General features: G+C 54.3%; 19 protein-coding genes. All 19 read left to right on the top strand.

Annotation, left to right across the window (positions count from 1 at the left end):
• The coding region (locus ACI4OH_RS06605; protein ID WP_439784435.1) for an LpxI family protein at positions 1-524 on the top strand (524 nt) is incomplete at its 5' end.
• A gap of 113 nt (positions 525-637) precedes the next feature.
• On the top strand, positions 638-1,801 hold the full coding sequence (lpxB, locus tag ACI4OH_RS06600) for a lipid-A-disaccharide synthase (protein WP_432645990.1): 1,164 nt from the start codon (positions 638-640) through the stop codon (positions 1,799-1,801).
• A complete protein-coding gene (gene msbA, locus ACI4OH_RS06595; protein WP_432645989.1) occupies positions 1,788-3,518 on the top strand; it encodes a lipid A export permease/ATP-binding protein MsbA in 1,731 nt (576 codons plus the stop codon). Before lpxB ends, msbA begins: the two co-directional genes overlap by 14 nt.
• A gap of 14 nt (positions 3,519-3,532) precedes the next feature.
• Positions 3,533-6,022, top strand: coding sequence for a tetraacyldisaccharide 4'-kinase (gene lpxK, locus ACI4OH_RS06590; protein ID WP_439784434.1), 2,490 nt, complete (start codon positions 3,533-3,535; stop codon positions 6,020-6,022).
• 43 nt (positions 6,023-6,065) lie between these two features.
• Positions 6,066-6,800, top strand: coding sequence for a 3-deoxy-manno-octulosonate cytidylyltransferase (gene kdsB, locus ACI4OH_RS06585; protein ID WP_435721491.1), 735 nt, complete (start codon positions 6,066-6,068; stop codon positions 6,798-6,800).
• 49 nt (positions 6,801-6,849) lie between these two features.
• Positions 6,850-7,674, top strand: a complete 825-nt coding sequence (gene kdsA / locus ACI4OH_RS06580) for a 3-deoxy-8-phosphooctulonate synthase (protein WP_432645986.1) — start codon at positions 6,850-6,852, stop codon at positions 7,672-7,674.
• Positions 7,675-7,685: 11 nt separating this feature from the next.
• A complete protein-coding gene (locus ACI4OH_RS06575) occupies positions 7,686-8,669 on the top strand; it encodes a KpsF/GutQ family sugar-phosphate isomerase (protein WP_435721489.1) in 984 nt (327 codons plus the stop codon).
• A gap of 1 nt (position 8,670) precedes the next feature.
• Positions 8,671-9,231: a KdsC family phosphatase gene (locus ACI4OH_RS06570; protein ID WP_435721488.1), complete on the top strand. Its 561-nt coding sequence runs from the start codon at positions 8,671-8,673 to the stop codon at positions 9,229-9,231.
• Between the two features lie 29 nt (positions 9,232-9,260).
• Positions 9,261-10,175: a lysophospholipid acyltransferase family protein gene (locus tag ACI4OH_RS06565; RefSeq protein WP_432645983.1), complete on the top strand. Its 915-nt coding sequence runs from the start codon at positions 9,261-9,263 to the stop codon at positions 10,173-10,175.
• Positions 10,172-10,738, top strand: coding sequence for an LPS export ABC transporter periplasmic protein LptC (gene lptC / locus ACI4OH_RS06560; RefSeq protein WP_432645982.1), 567 nt, complete (start codon positions 10,172-10,174; stop codon positions 10,736-10,738). Before ACI4OH_RS06565 ends, lptC begins: the two co-directional genes overlap by 4 nt.
• Positions 10,728-11,420, top strand: a complete 693-nt coding sequence (locus tag ACI4OH_RS06555) for an LptA/OstA family protein (protein WP_432645981.1) — start codon at positions 10,728-10,730, stop codon at positions 11,418-11,420. The genes lptC and ACI4OH_RS06555 overlap by 11 nt, the downstream gene beginning before the upstream one ends.
• 46 nt (positions 11,421-11,466) lie before the next feature.
• Positions 11,467-12,186: an LPS export ABC transporter ATP-binding protein gene (gene lptB, locus ACI4OH_RS06550; protein ID WP_432646014.1), complete on the top strand. Its 720-nt coding sequence runs from the start codon at positions 11,467-11,469 to the stop codon at positions 12,184-12,186.
• Between the two features lie 13 nt (positions 12,187-12,199).
• Positions 12,200-13,294 carry an LptF/LptG family permease gene (locus tag ACI4OH_RS06545; protein WP_439784433.1) on the top strand — a complete coding sequence of 365 codons (1,095 nt, stop codon included), beginning with the start codon at positions 12,200-12,202 and terminating at the stop codon, positions 13,292-13,294.
• Positions 13,295-13,359: 65 nt separating this feature from the next.
• Positions 13,360-14,640, top strand: a complete 1,281-nt coding sequence (locus tag ACI4OH_RS06540) for a DUF3084 domain-containing protein (protein ID WP_435721484.1) — start codon at positions 13,360-13,362, stop codon at positions 14,638-14,640.
• 65 nt (positions 14,641-14,705) lie between these two features.
• Positions 14,706-15,113, top strand: coding sequence for a RuvC family protein (locus tag ACI4OH_RS06535; RefSeq protein ID WP_435721483.1), 408 nt, complete (start codon positions 14,706-14,708; stop codon positions 15,111-15,113).
• Positions 15,106-15,567, top strand: coding sequence for a deoxycytidylate deaminase (locus ACI4OH_RS06530; protein ID WP_435721482.1), 462 nt, complete (start codon positions 15,106-15,108; stop codon positions 15,565-15,567). Before ACI4OH_RS06535 ends, ACI4OH_RS06530 begins: the two co-directional genes overlap by 8 nt.
• Positions 15,568-15,713: 146 nt before the next feature.
• The gene (locus ACI4OH_RS06525; RefSeq protein ID WP_432645976.1) at positions 15,714-16,766 is read left to right on the top strand and encodes a glycosyltransferase family 4 protein; all 1,053 of its coding nucleotides are present in this window, start codon (positions 15,714-15,716) and stop codon (positions 16,764-16,766) included.
• A gap of 79 nt (positions 16,767-16,845) precedes the next feature.
• A complete protein-coding gene (gene wecB, locus ACI4OH_RS06520) occupies positions 16,846-17,982 on the top strand; it encodes a non-hydrolyzing UDP-N-acetylglucosamine 2-epimerase (protein ID WP_435721548.1) in 1,137 nt (378 codons plus the stop codon).
• 151 nt (positions 17,983-18,133) lie between these two features.
• On the top strand, positions 18,134-18,403 hold the full coding sequence (locus ACI4OH_RS06515; protein WP_435721481.1) for an AtpZ/AtpI family protein: 270 nt from the start codon (positions 18,134-18,136) through the stop codon (positions 18,401-18,403).
• The last annotated feature ends 122 nt before the right edge of the window (positions 18,404-18,525 follow it).

The following is an 18,525-nucleotide window of genomic DNA, read 5'->3' as shown; positions in this document are numbered from 1 at the left end:
TGAAGCTCATCATGGAACTGCCGGACCGCAAGGACGATACCATCATGATGATGTTTGTCCGCGAACTCGCGAAAGCCGGCATGCAGGCCTTTGATCAGACGGCCCTGATACGCCGTCTGATGCCGCATCGCGGTGTAATCTCCAAGCGTGAACCGACACCGGAAGAGCGCAAGGACATGGAGTTTGGCTTCCGCATGGCCAAGGAAATCGGCCGTCTCGATGTCGGCCAGACGGCTGTTGTCAAAAATATGGCTGTCATGGCACTTGAGGCCATTGAGGGTACGGATGCCTGCATTCGCCGCGGCGGCGAACTCGCGCGCGGCGGCGCTGTGGTGGCAAAAGTTGCCAAGCCGCAGCAGGACGACCGCTTTGACGTGCCGACCGTAGGTCTGGAAACGATCAAGAGCATGGTCGCTGTCGGTGCAACGGCGCTGGCCATCGAGGCAGACAAGACGCTTCTGGTAGAGCGTGAGGAGATGCTTGCACTGGCAGATGCCAATAATATAACGATTGCAGCCATGTAAGTACGTGATTGTGAGACGCGGCGGAATCAGGAATGCTGGTATCCACGCGTCTTTTCGGCTTTTCTTATGGACTGTTATTTTTTCGGTGTCTTTGCAGGAAAGGAGGGGTTCGGATGAAAATCATGATGTCCGCAGGGGAAGTTTCCGGTGATCTGCACGGAGAACGTTTGGCCAGAGCCATCCATGAGCAGGCCCCGGAGACGGAGCTCGTCGGCTTTGGCGGAGCAAGGATGGAAGCTGCAGGTGTCAGGCTTTTCCGCAATTTTGCGGATTACAATGTCATGGGCGTCTGGGAGGTCATCAAGAATCTCCGGCGCATCCTGAAACTCCTTGATGACCTGACTGCGTACATGGAAAGAGAGAGGCCGGACCTCTTGGTCCTCATCGACTATCCGGACTTTAACTGGAGACTTGCCAAACGCGCTAAGAAGCTCGGCATACCGGTCTTCTCCTACATTCCGCCGTCGGCCTGGGCCTGGCGCAAGGGCAGAGCAAAAAAATGTGCGGCTCTTGCCGATGAGTTCGTCGCGATTTTCCCGCATGAGCTGCCTGTCTATGAAGCGGCTGGCGCCAATATTTCGTTTGTCGGCAATCCGCTGGTCGACACCGTCAAGGCGGAGCTGCCCGAAGACGAGGCGAGAAAATTTTTCGGCATCCATGAACACGAGCATGCCGTCCTGCTGATGCCGGGCAGCCGCCGTCAGGAAATCACGATGCTGCTGCCGGCCATGCTGAAGGCGGCAGAACTCTTAAAGGCGCAGCGGCCCGATACGAAATTCTTCCTGCCCGTAGCAGCTCCTGCTTATGAGGCGTTGATTGAGGGCATGGTGGCAGAGCATGATGTTAAAGTCCGGCTGACACATGAAAACCGCTATGCGCTCATGGGACTTGCCGACGTGGCAGCAGCAGCTTCGGGAACCGTGGTCATGGAGGCAGCCCTCATGGGACTGCCCTGCGTCTCACTTTACCGGCTGGCACCGCTCAACTATATGATTGGCCGTGCCTTCGTGCATGTCAGGCACTTCACTTTGCCGAATATCCTGCTCGATGAGACCATCCAGCCGGAGCTCCTGCAGGATGAAGTGGAGCCGCACCGCATCGCGCGCGAGCTGGCCCGCCTCTATCGCGGGGCACCGGCACGCGGTGCGACGGCGGCGAAACTTCGGGAGGCCTGTGCAAAATTGGGGCCGCCGGGTGCATCCAAACGGGTAGCCGCAAAAATCTTAGCGGCCGCAGAGAGAAAACGAAATTCGGGAGAACAACATGAAGAATTATAAGCGGCTGCTTCAATATATGCGGCCATATGTCAAGCAGCTCATACTGGCCATCTTCTGCATCATCATGGCAGCGGCAGCGAACCTTTATTTGCCATGGATCATCAAGGACATGATCGATAAAGTGCTGGCCGAAAAAGATATGCTGATGCTCAATCTCATCTGCGTCGGTATCGTCGTGGTTTTCCTGCTGCGCGGTATCTTTTTTTACGGTCAGTCCTATCTCGTCTCGTTCATCGGCCAGAAAGTCATCATCGATGTGCGCGAGGTCATGTTCCGCAAGTTTCAGCGCATGCCGATGGCCTATTTTGACCGCCATCAGACGGGCGAGGTCATGAGCTTTATTACGAATGATGTCGCAGCCATCCAGTCGGCCCTCGTCGACCAGCTCATTGAGATGGTCACAGAAGGGTCCATCCTCATCGGCTCTCTTGTCATGATGATTGTGCTGGACTGGAAGCTTTCGATCCTGACTCTCGTCATCATCCCGCTGGTCGGGCAGGCCATGAAGATTTTTGGCCGTAAGATCAAGCGCAACGGTACGGTCATTCAGGAACGCATGGCCGATATCACGTCGCTGCTGCAGGAGAGTATTTCTTCTATCCGCGTCGTCAAGTCCTTCGTACGTGAGAATTACGAAATCAAACGCTTCTGCCGTCAGAACGAACTCAACTTTCAGGCAGCCATGAAGAATGTTCAGCTCACGAGTCTCTTGACGCCGTCCGTTGAGTTTCTCGCGGCCATCTCGGTTACGGTCATCATCTGGTTCGGCGGTTATGAAGTCGTCAATGGTCAGATGACAGCCGGTTCGCTGGTTGCGTTCCTCACATATGCTGTCAATCTGGCAAACCCGGTCAAGCGCCTTTCGCGCGTTTACGGCAATCTGCAGCGGGCGATGGCCGCCGTCGACCGCGTCTTCAACGTCATCGACCTCAAAGAGACAATCACGGATAAGCCGGATGCCAAGGAGCTGCCGAAAGTCAAAGGCCATGTCGTCTTCGACCACGTTTCCTTCGAATATAAGAAGGGCGTGCCGGCACTTTCCGATGTCAGCCTCGAAGTAAAACCGGGCCAGATGATTGCCTTTGTCGGTCCGAGCGGCGCCGGCAAGTCGACGATTGCGAACCTCATCCCGCGTTTCTATGAGGTCACGTCGGGTTCCATTTCCATCGATGGCTTTGACATCCGCGATGTGACGGTCTCTTCCCTGCGCGAACAGATCGGCATTGTGCCGCAGGAGACCATGCTGTTCTCGACGACGGTCCGCGAGAATATCCGCTACGGCCGCCTCGATGCGACAGATGAGGAAGTCGAAGCGGCTGCCAAGGCGGCGAATGCCGATGCCTTCATCCGCGAGCTGCCAAACGGCTATGAAACGAAAATCGGCGAACGCGGCCTGAACCTTTCGGGCGGTCAGCGTCAGCGCATGGCCATTGCGCGCGCCATCCTCAAGAACCCGCAGATTCTGATTCTTGATGAGGCCACATCGGCTCTCGATACGGAAAGCGAGAAGATTGTACAGGCAGCTCTCGATAAACTCATGGTCGGCCGTACCTCATTCGTCATTGCCCATCGCCTTTCGACGATTTTCAATGCCGACCAGATTTACGTCATCGACAACGGCCATATCAAGGAGCACGGCACGCATGAGGAGCTTTTGAAGCTCGGCGGCCTTTACAGTTATCTCTACAACATCCAGTTCAGTAAGAAAAACGTTTAAGAAGGGAAGAGGTTATGCAATTACTCTATAATATAGCGGCCATCATCATTGTGATCCTCGTGATCCCGATGTTCATGATCCGCTCGGTGCGCGAGAAGGGCTTTGTCGAACGCATCCGTCAGAGCTTTGGCTTCTTCCCGGAACACGCCCTTGATAAAGTGGAGAAGAAGGACTGCATCTGGGTGCATGCGGCTTCTGTCGGTGAGATCGTGGCGACGAGCCCGCTCATCAAGGAATTCCGCAAAGAATTTCCCAAAAGCCCGATTCTCGTCTCGGTTGTCACGACCAGCGGCTATGAAATGGCCAACCGCATCATCAAGGATGCTGATGCCATCATTTATTTCCCGCTGGACCTGCCGTGGCTGGCCGGCCATGTACTGCGCCGCATCCGTCCGCGCGTATTCCTGCCGGTCGAGACGGAGCTCTGGCCGAATTTCCTGCGCACGGCGCGCCGCATTCATGTACCGGTCATGATGGTCAACGGCCGCATCAGCGACAAGAGTGTCAAGCAGTACAAGCATCTGCACAGTCTGCTGCGCGACATGATCGGCACGGTCAAGCTCTTTGCCATGCAGTCGCCGATCGATGCGGAATACATCATGCGCCTCGGGGCACCGAAGGAGCTCGTGACCGTTACGGGCAATACGAAGTTTGACCAGACGTATACGGACGTCAGCCCGGAAGAAAAGCAAAAAATCATTGAGGATATGGGCCTGACAGAAAACGATGGCATCTTTCTGGCGGGCTCGACTCACCGCGGCGAGGAAGGCCCTGTGCTGCAGGCTTTTGCTTCTGTGCGCAAAACGCATCCGCACGCGCGCCTCGTCATCGCGCCGCGTGAACTCCTGCGCACGACGGAAGTCGTCCATCTCTGCCGCAAGGCGGGGTTCACTGTGACGACGAGGACAACGCTCCAGAAGGAGCCTTCGCACAATGAAGATATTGTCATCCTCGATACGATTGGCGAACTCGGCAAGGTCTACAGCATCGGCGATGTCGTCTTCGTCGGCGGCAGTCTTGTGCCGCATGGCGGCCATAATATTCTGGAACCGGCAGCTCATGGCAAGGCCATCATCGTCGGTTCGCATATGTTCAATTTCAAAGATACATACGCTCTTTTCAAGAACCGCAATGCCTGCATTACGGTCCACAACGGCGACGAGCTGGCCAAGGAAGTTACGCGCCTCTTTGATGAACCGGATCACCGCCACCGCATGGAAGAAGAAACGCGCGCCATCGTGCGGGAGAATAAGGGCGCTTCGCGCAAATCGGCCATTCTGCTCCATCAGATGCTCGATGCCTATGAGAGCAGCCCCGAAAACCGCCATCACGTGCGTTCTACGCAAAAAATCACGAATTTCCAGACCTATTTCATCGACCTTGTACATAGTAAGGAAGTAGATGGTTTCTTCCCGAATATCATCATGGGCATCCTATATGTGTTCTCACTGATTTACGGCCTGCTCGTCAATATCAAGCTCGCCGGTTACAAATACGGCGTGTTCCAGAAAAAAAAGCTCGACTGCTTCGTCATCAGCCTCGGCAATGTCACGGTCGGCGGTACGGGCAAGACGCCGACGGCTCAGCGCCTTGCGCGCGATATCCGCGACATGGGCTACCGCGTCGTCATCCTCAACCGCGGCTACCGTGCCAAATGGCATGGCGAAGTTGGCATTGTTTCGGACGGCAAGAGACTGCATATGGATGCGGCTGAAGCCGGCGATGAGGCCTATATGCTGGCAAAGCATCTGCCGGAAGTTCCCGTGCTCATCGGCGCGGAGCGCGCCAAGACAGGCCGCTACGCGATGGAGCATTTCGGCGCGGAAGTTGCCATCCTCGACGATGGCTTCCAGCATTGGCAGCTCATGCGGGATCTTGACATCCTGCTCGTCGATGCGGTCAACGTCTTTGGCAATGGCTACATCCTGCCGCGCGGCACGCTGCGCGAGCCAATTTCGCATATCAGCAGGGCCGATATCTGCCTGATGACCAAGGTGGACCAGGCAGCAGCGGGCTCGTGCGATTACATCCGCGAGACGGTGCACCGCTACAATCCGGAAGCCCGTATTGTCGAGAGCATTCACCAGCCGCGCTGCTTTATCCCGCTGACGGAATGGTATGTCAATATTGCGAGTGAGGGTATCGATGTTGAAAAAATGCGCGGCAAGCGCATCATGGCGGTTTCGGCTATCGGCAATCCGGCTTCGTTTGAACAGACACTCTCCGACCTTGGTGCTGTCATCATCGAGAGCCTGCGCTATCCGGACCATCACGATTATGCGATGTCGGAGATGACCGATATTTTCCAGCAGGCTGAAAATGCCGGCGCAGAGGCCATCGTCATCACGGAGAAAGATGCCGTTAAGATTCCGGCGGACGTAGCCCGTGAGAAATGGTCCATCCCGATTTATGTTATCTGCGTAGAAGTGACGTTCCAGAAGGGCAGCGAAGGCCTCCATGAAATGTTGAAGCAGCGCCTTGCAGAACGCCTCGGCCCCCGTTGAAATCTCATTTTCTTCTATATATAATAGAAAGGATAGAAAGTCCATGAATGTTCTCTGTGTCATTCCCGCGCGCTATGCATCGACGCGCCTGCCGGGCAAACCGCTCAAGGATATTGCCGGCAAACCCATGATCTGCCGTGTTTACGATAGAGCTTCACAGGCTAAGCGTGTATCGGCTGCCCTGGTGGCGACCGATGATGAACGCATTTTGGAGGCTGTCGTGCAAAATGGCGGCAGGGCCGTCATGACGCGTAAGGACCATCCAACGGGCACGGACCGCCTGGCAGAAGTGGCAGAGAAATATCCGGATGTCGACCTCATCATCAATGTGCAGGGCGATGAACCGCTCATTGAGCCGGCCCTCATTGATGAACTCGCCGCTGCGTTCGATGATGACGCCGACCTGCAGATGGCAACGGTCTGCACGGAAATCACGGATGAGGCAGAGGCAAAGAACCCCAACAATGTCAAGGTGGTCATGGACAGGAAGGGCTATGCCCTGTACTTCTCGCGTTCGCTGCTGCCGTACCCGCGCCATACGGGCACGCCCGTTTACAAGCACATCGGCATTTACGCCTACAAGCGGGATTTCCTGCTGCAGTATGCCAAGATGGAAGAGACACCTCTTGAGCATGCTGAGAGCCTCGAGCAGCTGCGGGCCTTGGAAAATGGCTATCGCATCAAGGTCATCAAGACGCCGTACCGTTTCGTCGGCGTCGATACGGCGGAAGACCTCGCTAAGGTCAACGAGATTTACCGTCAGATGATGGAAAAATAAATATGAGAAGCAGAAGATTTTTTAGCACAGAAAGTGGAAGGTGAATCGTATGAATAAGGTCAAGGTTGGAAATTTCATGATCGGTGAAGGCGAGCCGCTGGCACTCCTCGCCGGTCCCTGTGTCCTTGAAGGCATGGACCGCTGCCTGCTCATCGGGCGCACGATCAAGGAAATCTGCGGCCGTCTCGGCATCAATTACGTATTCAAAGCTTCTTTTGATAAAGCAAACCGTTCGTCTTATCATAGTTTCCGCGGCCCGGGCCTCAAAAAAGGTCTTGAGATGCTGCAGGAAATCAAGGAGACGCTGAATGTCCCCATCGTGACGGACATTCACGAGACGACGCAGGCGGAGCCCGCTGCCAAGGTCGCAGATATCCTGCAGATTCCGGCCTTCCTCTGCCGTCAGACGGATCTTCTGCATGCTGCGGCTCAGACGGGCCGTGTCGTCAATGTCAAGAAAGGGCAGTTCCTCGCGCCTGAGGATATGCGCAATGTTGTCGATAAACTGCACGAATGCGGCTGCGAGCAGATGATGCTGACGGAGCGCGGTGCTTCGTTTGGCTATCATAATCTCGTGGTCGACATGCGCAGCCTGCCGATTATGCGCAGCTTCGGCTATCCGGTCGTTTTTGACGGCACGCACAGCGTCCAGCTGCCGGGCGGCAACGGCACGACGTCTTCCGGAAACCGCGAATTCGTCGAGTACCTCGTGCGCGCGGCCGCCGGCGTCGGCATTGACGCCCTCTTCCTTGAAGTGCACGACAATCCGGAAGAGGCTTTGTCAGACGGTGCCAACATGGTTTATCTCGATAAACTCGAAGATCTCCTGAAGGATGCTCTTGCCATCCATAAGGTCATTCGTCATCAGGCATGAGGAGGAGCAGCGTGAGCAACGAAAACAGCATCAAAGCGAGAGCCATTGAGACACTCGATATCGAAGGAAAGGCAGTCCTTGCCCTCAAAGACCGCATCGGCAGTGAATTTGTCGATGTTGTCAACTGCATTCTGGCCTGCCCTGCACGCGTTGTCGTGACGGGCATGGGCAAATCGGGACACGTTGGCCGCAAAATTGCGGCGACCCTCGCCAGCACGGGCACGCCGTCTTTTTTCCTGCATCCGGCGGAAGCCTTTCACGGTGACCTCGGCATGGTCACGGAAAACGATGTCGTCATTGCGATTTCCAACAGCGGCGAGTCTACGGAAATCGTCAACATCCTGCCGATTATCCGCCGCATCGGGGCGACGATTGTCGCCATGTGCGGACGCCGCGAATCACAGCTCGGCAAATTCTGTGATTATTTTATCGACATCAGCGTGGAGCGTGAGGCCTGCCCGTTAGGGCTCGCGCCGACGGCCAGCACGACGGCCACGCTTGCCATGGGCGATGCGATTGCCATGGCCCTGATGTCGGAACGCAATTTCACGAGTCAGGATTTTGCGATGTTCCACCCGGGCGGTGCCCTTGGACGCCGTCTGCTGCTCAAAGTCGAGAACGTCATGCATACGGGCAAGGATAATCCGCTTATTCACTGCGGCAAGACGGTCAAGGATGCTCTGTTCGTCATGACGGACAAGGGCCTCGGTGCTGTTTCGGTTGTTGATGATGACGGCAAATTTGTCGGTCTCATAACCGATGGCATCATCCGCCGCGCGCTCGCCAAAGATTATAAATTCCTTGATGAGGCCGTGGAGAAGATCATGTTCACGGAGCCTTTGACGATTGCACCGCAGCAGATGGCAGCGGCGGCCCTCTCCGTTATGGAGAAGCATAAACCGCGTCCTGTTACGGTTCTGCCCGTCATTGATGACAAGGGTGTGCCGGTTGGCATTGTCCATTTGACGGACCTTCTGCGTCAGGGGGTTGTTTGATATGGAACTTCGGACAGACGCAAGCGAACGCGCTAAAAAAGTCAGGCTCATCATCTTTGATGTCGACGGCGTGCTGACAGATGGCGGCATTTACATCGGCGCGGAAGGCGAGCTTTTTAAACCGTTCTTCTGCCGCGACGGTCTCGGCATCACGCTTTGTCACCGTGCAGGACTCAAGACCGCCATCATTACCGGCCGTGAGTCAAAGCAGCTTTTATACCGTGCCAAGGAGCTTCATATCACCGAGGTGTTCCAGGGCAATCTCGATAAGCGGGAAGCCTATAAGGAACTCAAGGCACGTACCGGCCTTAAAGATGAAGAAATCGCCTATATTGGCGATGACCTCGTCGACCTGCCCATCATGGGGCAGGTCGGCTTCCCTGCAGCCGTGGGCGATGGCGTGCAGGAAGTACGCGAAATATCCGCAATCGTTTCCGCCTATCCGGGCGGCCGCGGTGCTGTGCGGGAAATCATCGAATTCATTCTCAAAGCTCAGGGAAAATGGCAGATGCTTTTGGAAGGGTTCAAGGCTCCTGAGCATATGGATGGTCTCGCCCAGTAATTTTAGGAAAGACATTGGAGGCATTTTCCATGCAGTATAAACTCGTGATGTTTCTGAGCAAAGTGGCCTGCCACACGCCTTACCGGCTGTTGATGGCCATTGGCTGGGTACTTGGCAATCTCTACTATCTTCTCATCAAGAAGGAGCGGGAGCGCGCTGTTGCGCAGATGATGCCGGCTCTCGGCATCGATGAAGCCAAGGCCCGTCATCTTGTGAGAGAATCCTTCATCAATCTTGCCCGCAATGTCTTGGAAATCCTCTACATGCCGCATCTCAATGAAAAGAATTTTAGCGATTACATCGAGATTGATCATCTGGAACGCCTGAAGGATGCCTTGGCAGAAGGTCATGGCGTGGCCATTATCACCGGCCATATCGGCACTTGGGAGTGGCTTTCTGCTGCCTTTACCTTAAACGGACTGCCGGTCACGGCCATTGCCAAGCCGCAGCCGAATATGCAGTACACCTATGCACTCAATGACCTGCGCAAGACGATCCACGTTGAGATTTTCTCGCGCGGTACGAGTGAGCTCATCGCTGCGGCGCGCGCTCTTAAGAGCGGCAAGATCCTCGGCTTTCTCGTGGACCAGGATGCGGGGCCTGGCGGCGCGTTCCTGCCGTTTTTGGGCAAGATTGCGGCTACGCCGATGGGACCTGCTGTTTTTGCACGCAAGTTCAACTCGCCGGTCGTGCCGGCGTTCATCCTGCGTCAGCCAAATGGCAAACATAAGGTTGTCGTCGGCGAGGTCATGCGGTATCATGATACGGGGGATACGGATAAGGACCTGCTGGACTTTACAGCCCGCATGACCAAAATTGTTGAACAGATTATCCGTGACAACCCGACGCAGTGGCTCTGGTTCCAGAAACGCTGGAACACAAAGCCGGAACAGCAGAAGCTCGGCAAGCATCATACGGTAAGGGGGCAGGAAGAGAAAAAATGAATGGCAAGCAGAAAACCCTGGTGGCACTGGGCCTCATTTTCTTTGCCTGTGTGGTCATCTGGGCGGTACGCACGGTGCCGCAGACACCGAAAGTCGATAATTCGCAGAATGACCAGCCGCGCGTCATGACGTATGACAACAATACCATCAGCGAGGAAAAAGATGGTGTCAAGATCTGGGACCTCACGGCGGACCATATCGAAGTCGATATCGACTCGAGAAATGCCGAAATGACAGGCATTACGGGTCATTTTTATCAGGCTGACGGCCGTTCTGCCGAGGTAACGGCGGAGCACGGCTCTTATAATAATGAAACAAAGGACATCCAGATTGACGGTGATGTCACGATTACGACAAGCGATGGGGCAAAGCTTACGAGCGACCAACTGCTTTGGACAGCGAAGGAAGGAATGCTTTCTGCCATTGGTCAGGCAAAGGTATCCAATGATACCATCAAAGCCTGGGGTGACCGCATCGACAGTACGGATGGTTTCAATAAAGTCAAGATTTCTGGCAAAGCACATATCGAAAAACTGGCAGGGGGGCAGAATAATGAAGAATAAGAAAATGAAAGGCATGCTTGCCGTGATTGCGGCTGCTCTGTCCCTGCAGATGGGAACAATTTATGCTGCAGAAGACAGTGTGCCGGCATCGCTCGATGCAGATACGCTGGAATATGATATGAAGACGGGCGAGGCCACGGCTACAGGCTATGTACTGCTGACGCGCGGCGATTCGAAGGTCACGGGCGCCCGTGCTACCTATAATTCCAAGACACAGGCCGCTACGGTCGATGGCAATGTCATCGCTGTTTATCAGGGAACGCGCCTAACCTGCGATCATCTGATGTCGGATGGTCAGGAACACATGATGGCCACGGGCAATGTTCACGGTACGCGCGATGATAAGACCTTCTCGGGTGAGCAGGTGGATTATTTCCCGCAGCAGAATGATTACATCGTCATTGACCGCGGCGGCATGCTGACGAGCGGAGATGACACGTTCACGGCTGACCGCATTTACGGCTGGCTTAAGGATGAGCACTATATCGGCGAGGGCAATGCCCATGTCGTCAGCCCGTCAAGAGCCATGGAAGCTGGCGGCGACCAGATGGATTACTACGGCAAGGAACAGGGCAAAGCCGTCATCACAGGCAATGCCTGGGCTGTACAGGAAAATAATACGATGCGCAGCAACCGCATGACGATTTATCTTGCGAACGACGGGTCAGCTAAGGTACAATAAAGAGATGGATTTAGGATAATCTGTGGGTATTTTGGAGGGCACGATTTTGCATATCGAGGCAAGAAATCTGGTAAAGAAATTCAAGAAGCGCACGGTCGTGGACCGCGTTTCCCTGCGCGTGGATAAGGGAGAGATTGTAGGACTGCTCGGTCCGAATGGTGCGGGCAAGACGACGACATTCTATATGATTGTCGGACTGGAGCGTCCGACATCCGGCGAGGTGTTCCTTTCGGACATCAACATCACGGAAGAGCCGATGTATCATCGGGCGGCGCTCGGCATCAGTTATCTCACGCAGGAACCCTCGATTTTCCGCAAACTCACGGTAGAGGAAAACATCATGGCCATCCTGGAGACGACCAAGCTTTCCAAAGCGGAACAGAAGGATAAATTCGAGGAACTCCTCGAAGAGTTCCATATTGGCCATGTGCGCGAGCGCAAGGGCACGGAGCTTTCAGGCGGCGAGCGCCGCCGCGTTGAAATCGCCCGCTGCCTGGCACTTGAGCCGCAGTTCATCCTGCTCGATGAGCCGTTTGCCGGCGTTGACCCGCTGGCCGTTGCCGATATTCAGGAAATCGTGCAGTATTTAAAGGAACGCGGCATGGGCATTCTCATCACGGACCACAACGTCCGCGAGACGCTGCAGATTGTCGACCGTGCCTATATCCTGAACAGCGGCAAGATCCTTTTGGAGGGTGACAGTCAGACGATTGCCAACAGCCCGATTGCCAAGAAGTTCTATCTTGGCGATAATTTCACCTTGTAACGGAGAATCAGCAATGCATATCAGAATCTTAGACAAGTACATATTTCGGGAAGTCTTCAAGGCTTTCATCTTTGGCATCTGCGCATTCTCCGCTGTATTCATCGGTTCCGGTACGCTCTTCAAGATTGCCAAGTACATCACGGACTACGGCGCGTCGCTTTCCGCCGTCATCAAGATTTTTGTTTTCGGCCTGCCGTCCGTCGTCATGTGGACATTTCCAATGTCCATGCTGCTCGCAACGCTTTTGACTTTTGGCCGACTGTCGAGCTCGAGCGAGATTACTGCCATGAAGTCATGCGGTATCGGTTTTTACCGCATCGCGGCACCGGCCATTCTCATGGGCCTTTTAGTCAGCATCGGTGCGATTGCCTTCAATGAATACGTCGTCCCGTGGGCTAACACGGCTTACCGCAACGTGCTCTATTATGAAATTCAGGGCAACAACGGCATGAAATCGCAGGAGCACATTATTCTCAAGGATATCAAGGACGGCCAGATTCAAAGGCTTGTCTATGCACGCCGCTATGATGCGGACACGCAGACCCTGCAGAGTGTGACGATGCAGGACTTCAACAGCGATGGCAAGGTCAGCCACGTTGAGAATGCTGAGTATGCAGAATTCAGCATGAATAAATGGGTCATGCACAACGGCATGCTCTACGATATCTCGGAGGGGCAGAGTGAGCACAGCATGCGCTTTGATACGCAGGTCTTGCCGATCAACGCGAGCCCAAAACAGATCGTGCGCGAGCAGAAGGATCCTGAGGAACTCACGATGAAAGAACTGCGTGCCCAGATCAACATCATGAAGTCGCAGTATGTCGATACGAATAAGCTTGAGGCAGAGCTCTATCAGCGTGTCACCGTGCCGATGGCCAGCCTGATTTTCGCTCTCATCGGCGTTCCTCTTGGACTGCAGCCAACGAGAAACAGCTCGTCTGCCGGCTTTGCCATGAGTGTTATCATCATTTTCTTCTATTATGCTTTGATGACGATGGGCAATGCTCTGGCAAGAAGCGGAGCCATTGCGCCGATCATCGCGGTCTGGATTCCGAACATCGTCGGCCTTATCGCGGGCTTTATCCTCATACGCAGGGCTTCGCGCTGACCCATAGGCAGGCTGTATCAGTATTTTTATTGTTGGATTTTTTCAGGAAAGGTGGTAAATACAGGATGTATGGTGTCCTTCTCATCGTCGTCCTCATCATCACGGGTGGAGCCATTGCGTTTATCGGTGACCGCCTCGGCTCGAAAGTAGGTAAGAAAAAGCTTTCGATTTTCGGCCTGCGTCCGCGTCATACATCCATCATCGTTACGATTTTCACGGGCGTATGCATTACAACCCTGACGTTCGGCGTCATGGCTGCGGCGTCGCAGAACGTGCGTACGGCACTTTTCGGCATGGAAAAACTCAACCAGAAGATGAAGACGACACAGTCTAATCTCGACCAGGCCAATGCCGACCTGCAGACGGCGCAGCAGCAGCAGGAAGAGGCCAATGACGCACTCGACCAGTCGCGCAAGGACGTCGAGACGCTGAAACAGCAGCAGCAGGAACTCGAGGCCGAGTCTCAGCGGCTGCAGGAGGGCAACCGCCTGCTCGAACTCGCGAAGGCTGAACTCATGCAGCGCAATGATGTGCTCTCGGCGCAGAACAGTCAGCTGGGCCAGCAGAACAGCCAGCTCGCCTCGGCAAATTCCTCGCTGCAGGGCCTGAATACGGCTCTTACTGGCAAGAATCAGGAACTTACGGGCCGCAACGCCAGTCTGACGGCGGACAATCAGGACCTTGAAAAACGCAATAAAGACCTGCGTGACGGCCTCATTACCATCCGCGAAGGCGATATTGTCTTCCGTGCCGGCGAAGTCATCGCGAGCGGCGTCATCCGCGGCAACCGTCCGGCTGCCGAAGTCGATAAGGACCTGCAGGCCCTTGCTCAGCTGGCCAGCCGCAATGTCTCGACGCGTTTGAACCAGAATGTCTCGGATAAGGATGTCTGGATTTACAAGCCGGAGTATGAATCGGCTGTGCAGACGATTGCCAAGAGTCCGCAGGATATGGTTGTGCGCATCGTGGCTGCCGGCAATCTCGTGCGCGGGGAAGAAGTCCGCGCCTCGCTTGAGCTCTACAAGAACAGCGTCATCTATAAGGACCGCGAGTTCATCCTCGCGCGTCCGATTCAGCTTAAGGGCACGAATAACGGGGAAGCGGAACAGGCTGTCATGAATTTCCTGAAGGAAATCAATGCGGCTGCTTCGGCCAAGGGCATCCTGCCGGACCCGATCCGCGGCTCCATTGGCGTCATGGACGGTGCGCAGTTCTACGAAGTGGTCAATGCGATTAACGGCATGCACGGTACGGTCGTGCTTTCCGCCTATGCACGCGGCAATACGGATGCACTCGGACCGCTGCGCCTGATCATCAAGGAAGAGCAGCTTCCGGACCAGCAGTAAAGAGAATCAGGGCTCTGCGGGGCAAATAGCCTGCAGAGCTCTATTTTTATCGAGAAGGTGTTTTTATGGAGACAATCGCAGCACTCGACCCGGGGCGGGATAAATGCGGCTTTGCTGTCCTTGATACAGAAGGCAGCGTCCTCTTTCAGAAAGTCCTTGAGACGAAAAAACTGGAGCAGGAAGTGAGAAATGCCCAAAAGCAGTATGGCTTTACGCGGCTCATCGAGGGCAATGGTACGACGAGCAAAGAGGCACAGGCACGCCTGACGAGGGCCATGCCCGAGCTCATCATCAAGGTGGTCGATGAATACAGGACTACGGATATGGCGCGCAAGGCTTACTGGCAGGCGAAGCCCCCTAAGGGGTGGCGCCGTTTTATTCCCCTCGGGCTGCAGGTGCCGCCTGAACCCGTTGATGATTTTGTCGCAGTAATCCTCGCGACACGCTATATAAAGGAGTATTATCATGATTGAGAAACAAGAACGTCCAAGCTGGACGGAATATTTTCTGGATATCGCGAAGGCTGTCGGACGCCGCGCAACCTGCCTGCGCCGCCGCTACGGCGCCATCATCGTCAAGGACAAGATCATCATCAGTACGGGCTACAACGGCGCACCGCGCGGTGAGGCCAACTGCATCGATACGGGCAACTGCGAGCGCGAACGCCTGCATGTGCCGAAAGGACAGAATTACGAACTCTGCGTTGCTGTTCATGCCGAACAGAACGCCATCATCAATGCGGATCCAGCTGCTATGGAGGGCGCGACGATCTATATCGTCGGGGTCAATGCCGACGGCAGCCTTGCTTCCGGCAAGCCCTGCCTGCTCTGCCGCCGCATGCTCCGCAACGCGAAACTCGCGAAAGTCGTTTATTACGATGAAGATGGCAGCGTTGTGAGCTGCCGTCCGGATGAAATCCATGATTGACAGGAAGCCGTCCAAATGATTGACACGGTACAGTCTGTGCGTTAAAATAAGTTTGTTATAATGGTTGCTTTCTAGGTATATGCGGGTGTATTTGCCTGTGCAGGGACGAAAGCAGTTGTGTATTCAAGGAAAAGGAGTGCGCTTGTATGCCAGTCTATATGTTGGCGTTTGTCATTGCTGCCGGTGTGGCGCTCTTGATAACGCCAGGTGTCATCTGTCTTGCAGGAAAGACGGGGGCCATGGATACCCCGGATGCAAGAAAGGTCCACAAGAAGCCGATTCCGCGCATTGGCGGCATTGGCATTTATTTTGCATTCATGGTGGCGATTCTCAGCGTCCTGTCTTTTACGGATGTGCCATCAGAGGTTTTCTATGAGACAGTCGGTCTGCTTGTCAGCGGTTCCATTATTTTCATTGGCGGCCTCGTCGACGACTATGTCAATTTGCCTGCCAAGGTCAAGCTGCTCATACAAATTGTGGCAGCCTGCGTGCTGGTCATTGCTTTTGATGTCCGCATAGACTTCATCACGGACCCGTTTGGGGATTATCTCTATCTGGAATATCTTGCTATCCCCGCAACGCTTTTCTGGCTCGTCGGTCTGACGAACACGGTCAATCTCATCGATGGCCTCGATGGCCTGGCAGCCGGTGTTTCGACCATCGCTTCGATTACGATTTTTCTCGTGGCACTGCAGCAGGGCAATTTGCTTGTCGCTGTTTTGACAGCTGCTCTGGCCGGCGCTGCGTTCGGTTTCCTTTATTACAATTTCAATCCCGCGAAGATTTTCATGGGCGATTCGGGCAGTCAGTTCCTCGGCTTTATGTTAGCGGGCATTTCGGTCATCGGTGCCGTTAAGAGCGCGGCGACGATTGCCCTCATTGTGCCGATTCTTGCTCTCGGCCTGCCGATCCTTGATACGACATTTGCCATTGTGCGCCGCTACCGCGGCGGTGTGCCAATCTTCAAGCCGGATAAGGGGCATCTGCACCACAGGCTTCTGGACCTCGGCTTTTCGCAGCGTCAGGCTGTGCTTTTGATGTATGTCATCAGCGCACTTTTGGGGCTCAGTGCCGTGGCTTTGACGGAAGTCAGCGCCCAGATTGCCATTGTCATTGTCTGTGTCGTAGTGATTGTTGTACTGGTTGGCGCGAAAAAGCTGGGAATTTTCCATATGAAGGATTCTGCAAATCAGCAGTAAGCTGTTTTTTGGCATAAGGGATTTAAGGCATTAAAGGCATTAAGGAGGTCTTGTAGTGGAAAAGAAGAAGATCAAGGTCATGACGGTCTTCGGTACACGTCCGGAGGCCATTAAGATGGCACCAATCGTATTGGAGCTTCAGAAGCATCCTGATACGATTGAACCGGTGGTGGCTGTCACCGCGCAGCATCGTGAAATGCTCGACCAGGTGCTCAGTCTCTTCCATATCAAACCGGATCATGATCTCAACATCATGGCGGCAGGTCAGACACTTTTTGATATTACGACGAGAGCCATGATGGGCCTCGATAAGGTCCTGACGGAAGAAAAGCCGGATATTGTCCTCGTTCATGGTGACACGACGACGACCTTTGCCGGTGCACTCGCTGCGTACTATCATCAGACGGCCGTTGGCCACGTTGAGGCGGGCCTGCGCACGCACAACAAGTATTCGCCGTTCCCGGAAGAGATGAACCGCCGCCTGACGGGCTGCATTGCAGACCTTAATTTTGCGCCGACGAGCACGTCGGAAGCAAATCTGCTTGCAGAGAACGTGCCGCCGGAGTCCATCTTCGTCACGGGCAATACGGTCATCGACGCCCTGCACCATACGGTGCGCGATGACTTTGCGTTCAAGGATGCTTCGCTGCAGGATGTCGATTTTGCGCATAAGCGCATCATTCTCGTTACGACGCACCGCCGCGAGAATCTCGGCGAGCCGATGCGCCATGTCTACAAGGCCCTGAAGCAGCTGACGGAAGAATTTGATGATGTCGAAGTCGTTTTCCCCGTGCACAAGAATCCGAAAGTCCGCGAAGTCGTCAACGAAGAGCTCGGCGGCCTTGAGAAGGTTCATCTGATTGACCCGCTCGACTATGAGCCGTTTGCAAACCTCATGCACCGCGCCTATCTCATCCTGACGGATTCGGGCGGCGTGCAGGAAGAAGCCCCGGCCCTTGGCAAGCCGGTCCTCGTGTTGCGCGATACGACGGAGCGTCCGGAAGCCGTCGATGCCGGCACGGTCAAGCTCATCGGCACGGACCGCGAGCGCGTTTACGAAGAAGCGAAGAGACTTCTGACGGACAAAGAAGAATACAGCCGTATGGCTGAATCGGTCAATCCGTACGGCGACGGCCAGGCCGCAAGGCGCATCATTCAGGCCATTCTTTACCATTATGGACTGGCTGATGGGCGTCCTGACGTTTTTGAAGGCTGATATGAGTCATTGACTGAAAGCTCTCCTGCATGGGGGAGCTTTTTTATTATCATTATAAGTATATATGATTGTGACATATCATTATTTAGCCATATTCGTATTGTACATTCCTGACTGGAAACGATAGAATAGAAATATGAAGGGAAAGCTTATGTTGAACAAGACACAAGAACCTAAAAAACCGAATCATTCGCACGAAACAATGAGAGACGGTCTGAAACAGGCATTTAAGGCATTTGCCCTGCTGGGCAGCATGGGGATTTATATTGTCGTATTCATCGGGATTGGCATCTTTTTTGGCGATCTTGCAGACCGGTATTTTGACCTTGGAGTCAAGGGAAAATTGGTGGGCATTATTGTCAGTATTCCAGGAGCTTTTTATACGCTGTTTCGTCAGCTTCGACGCAGCGGCATTCTATGAGAATTATTCTTGCTTGTCCATTCATTTTATAGATGGATTAGATAAATGATAGTTATTCGTATTCTTATCGAAAAAAAAGGCTTGAATTTCTACAATTAGGTGTATATAATATAAAACATGAC

The sequence above is a fragment of the Mitsuokella apri genome (assembly GCF_051886055.1).
Taxonomy (GTDB): Bacteria; Bacillota; Negativicutes; order Selenomonadales; family Selenomonadaceae; genus Mitsuokella.
This window is presented reverse-complemented; position numbering and strand designations above follow the sequence as displayed.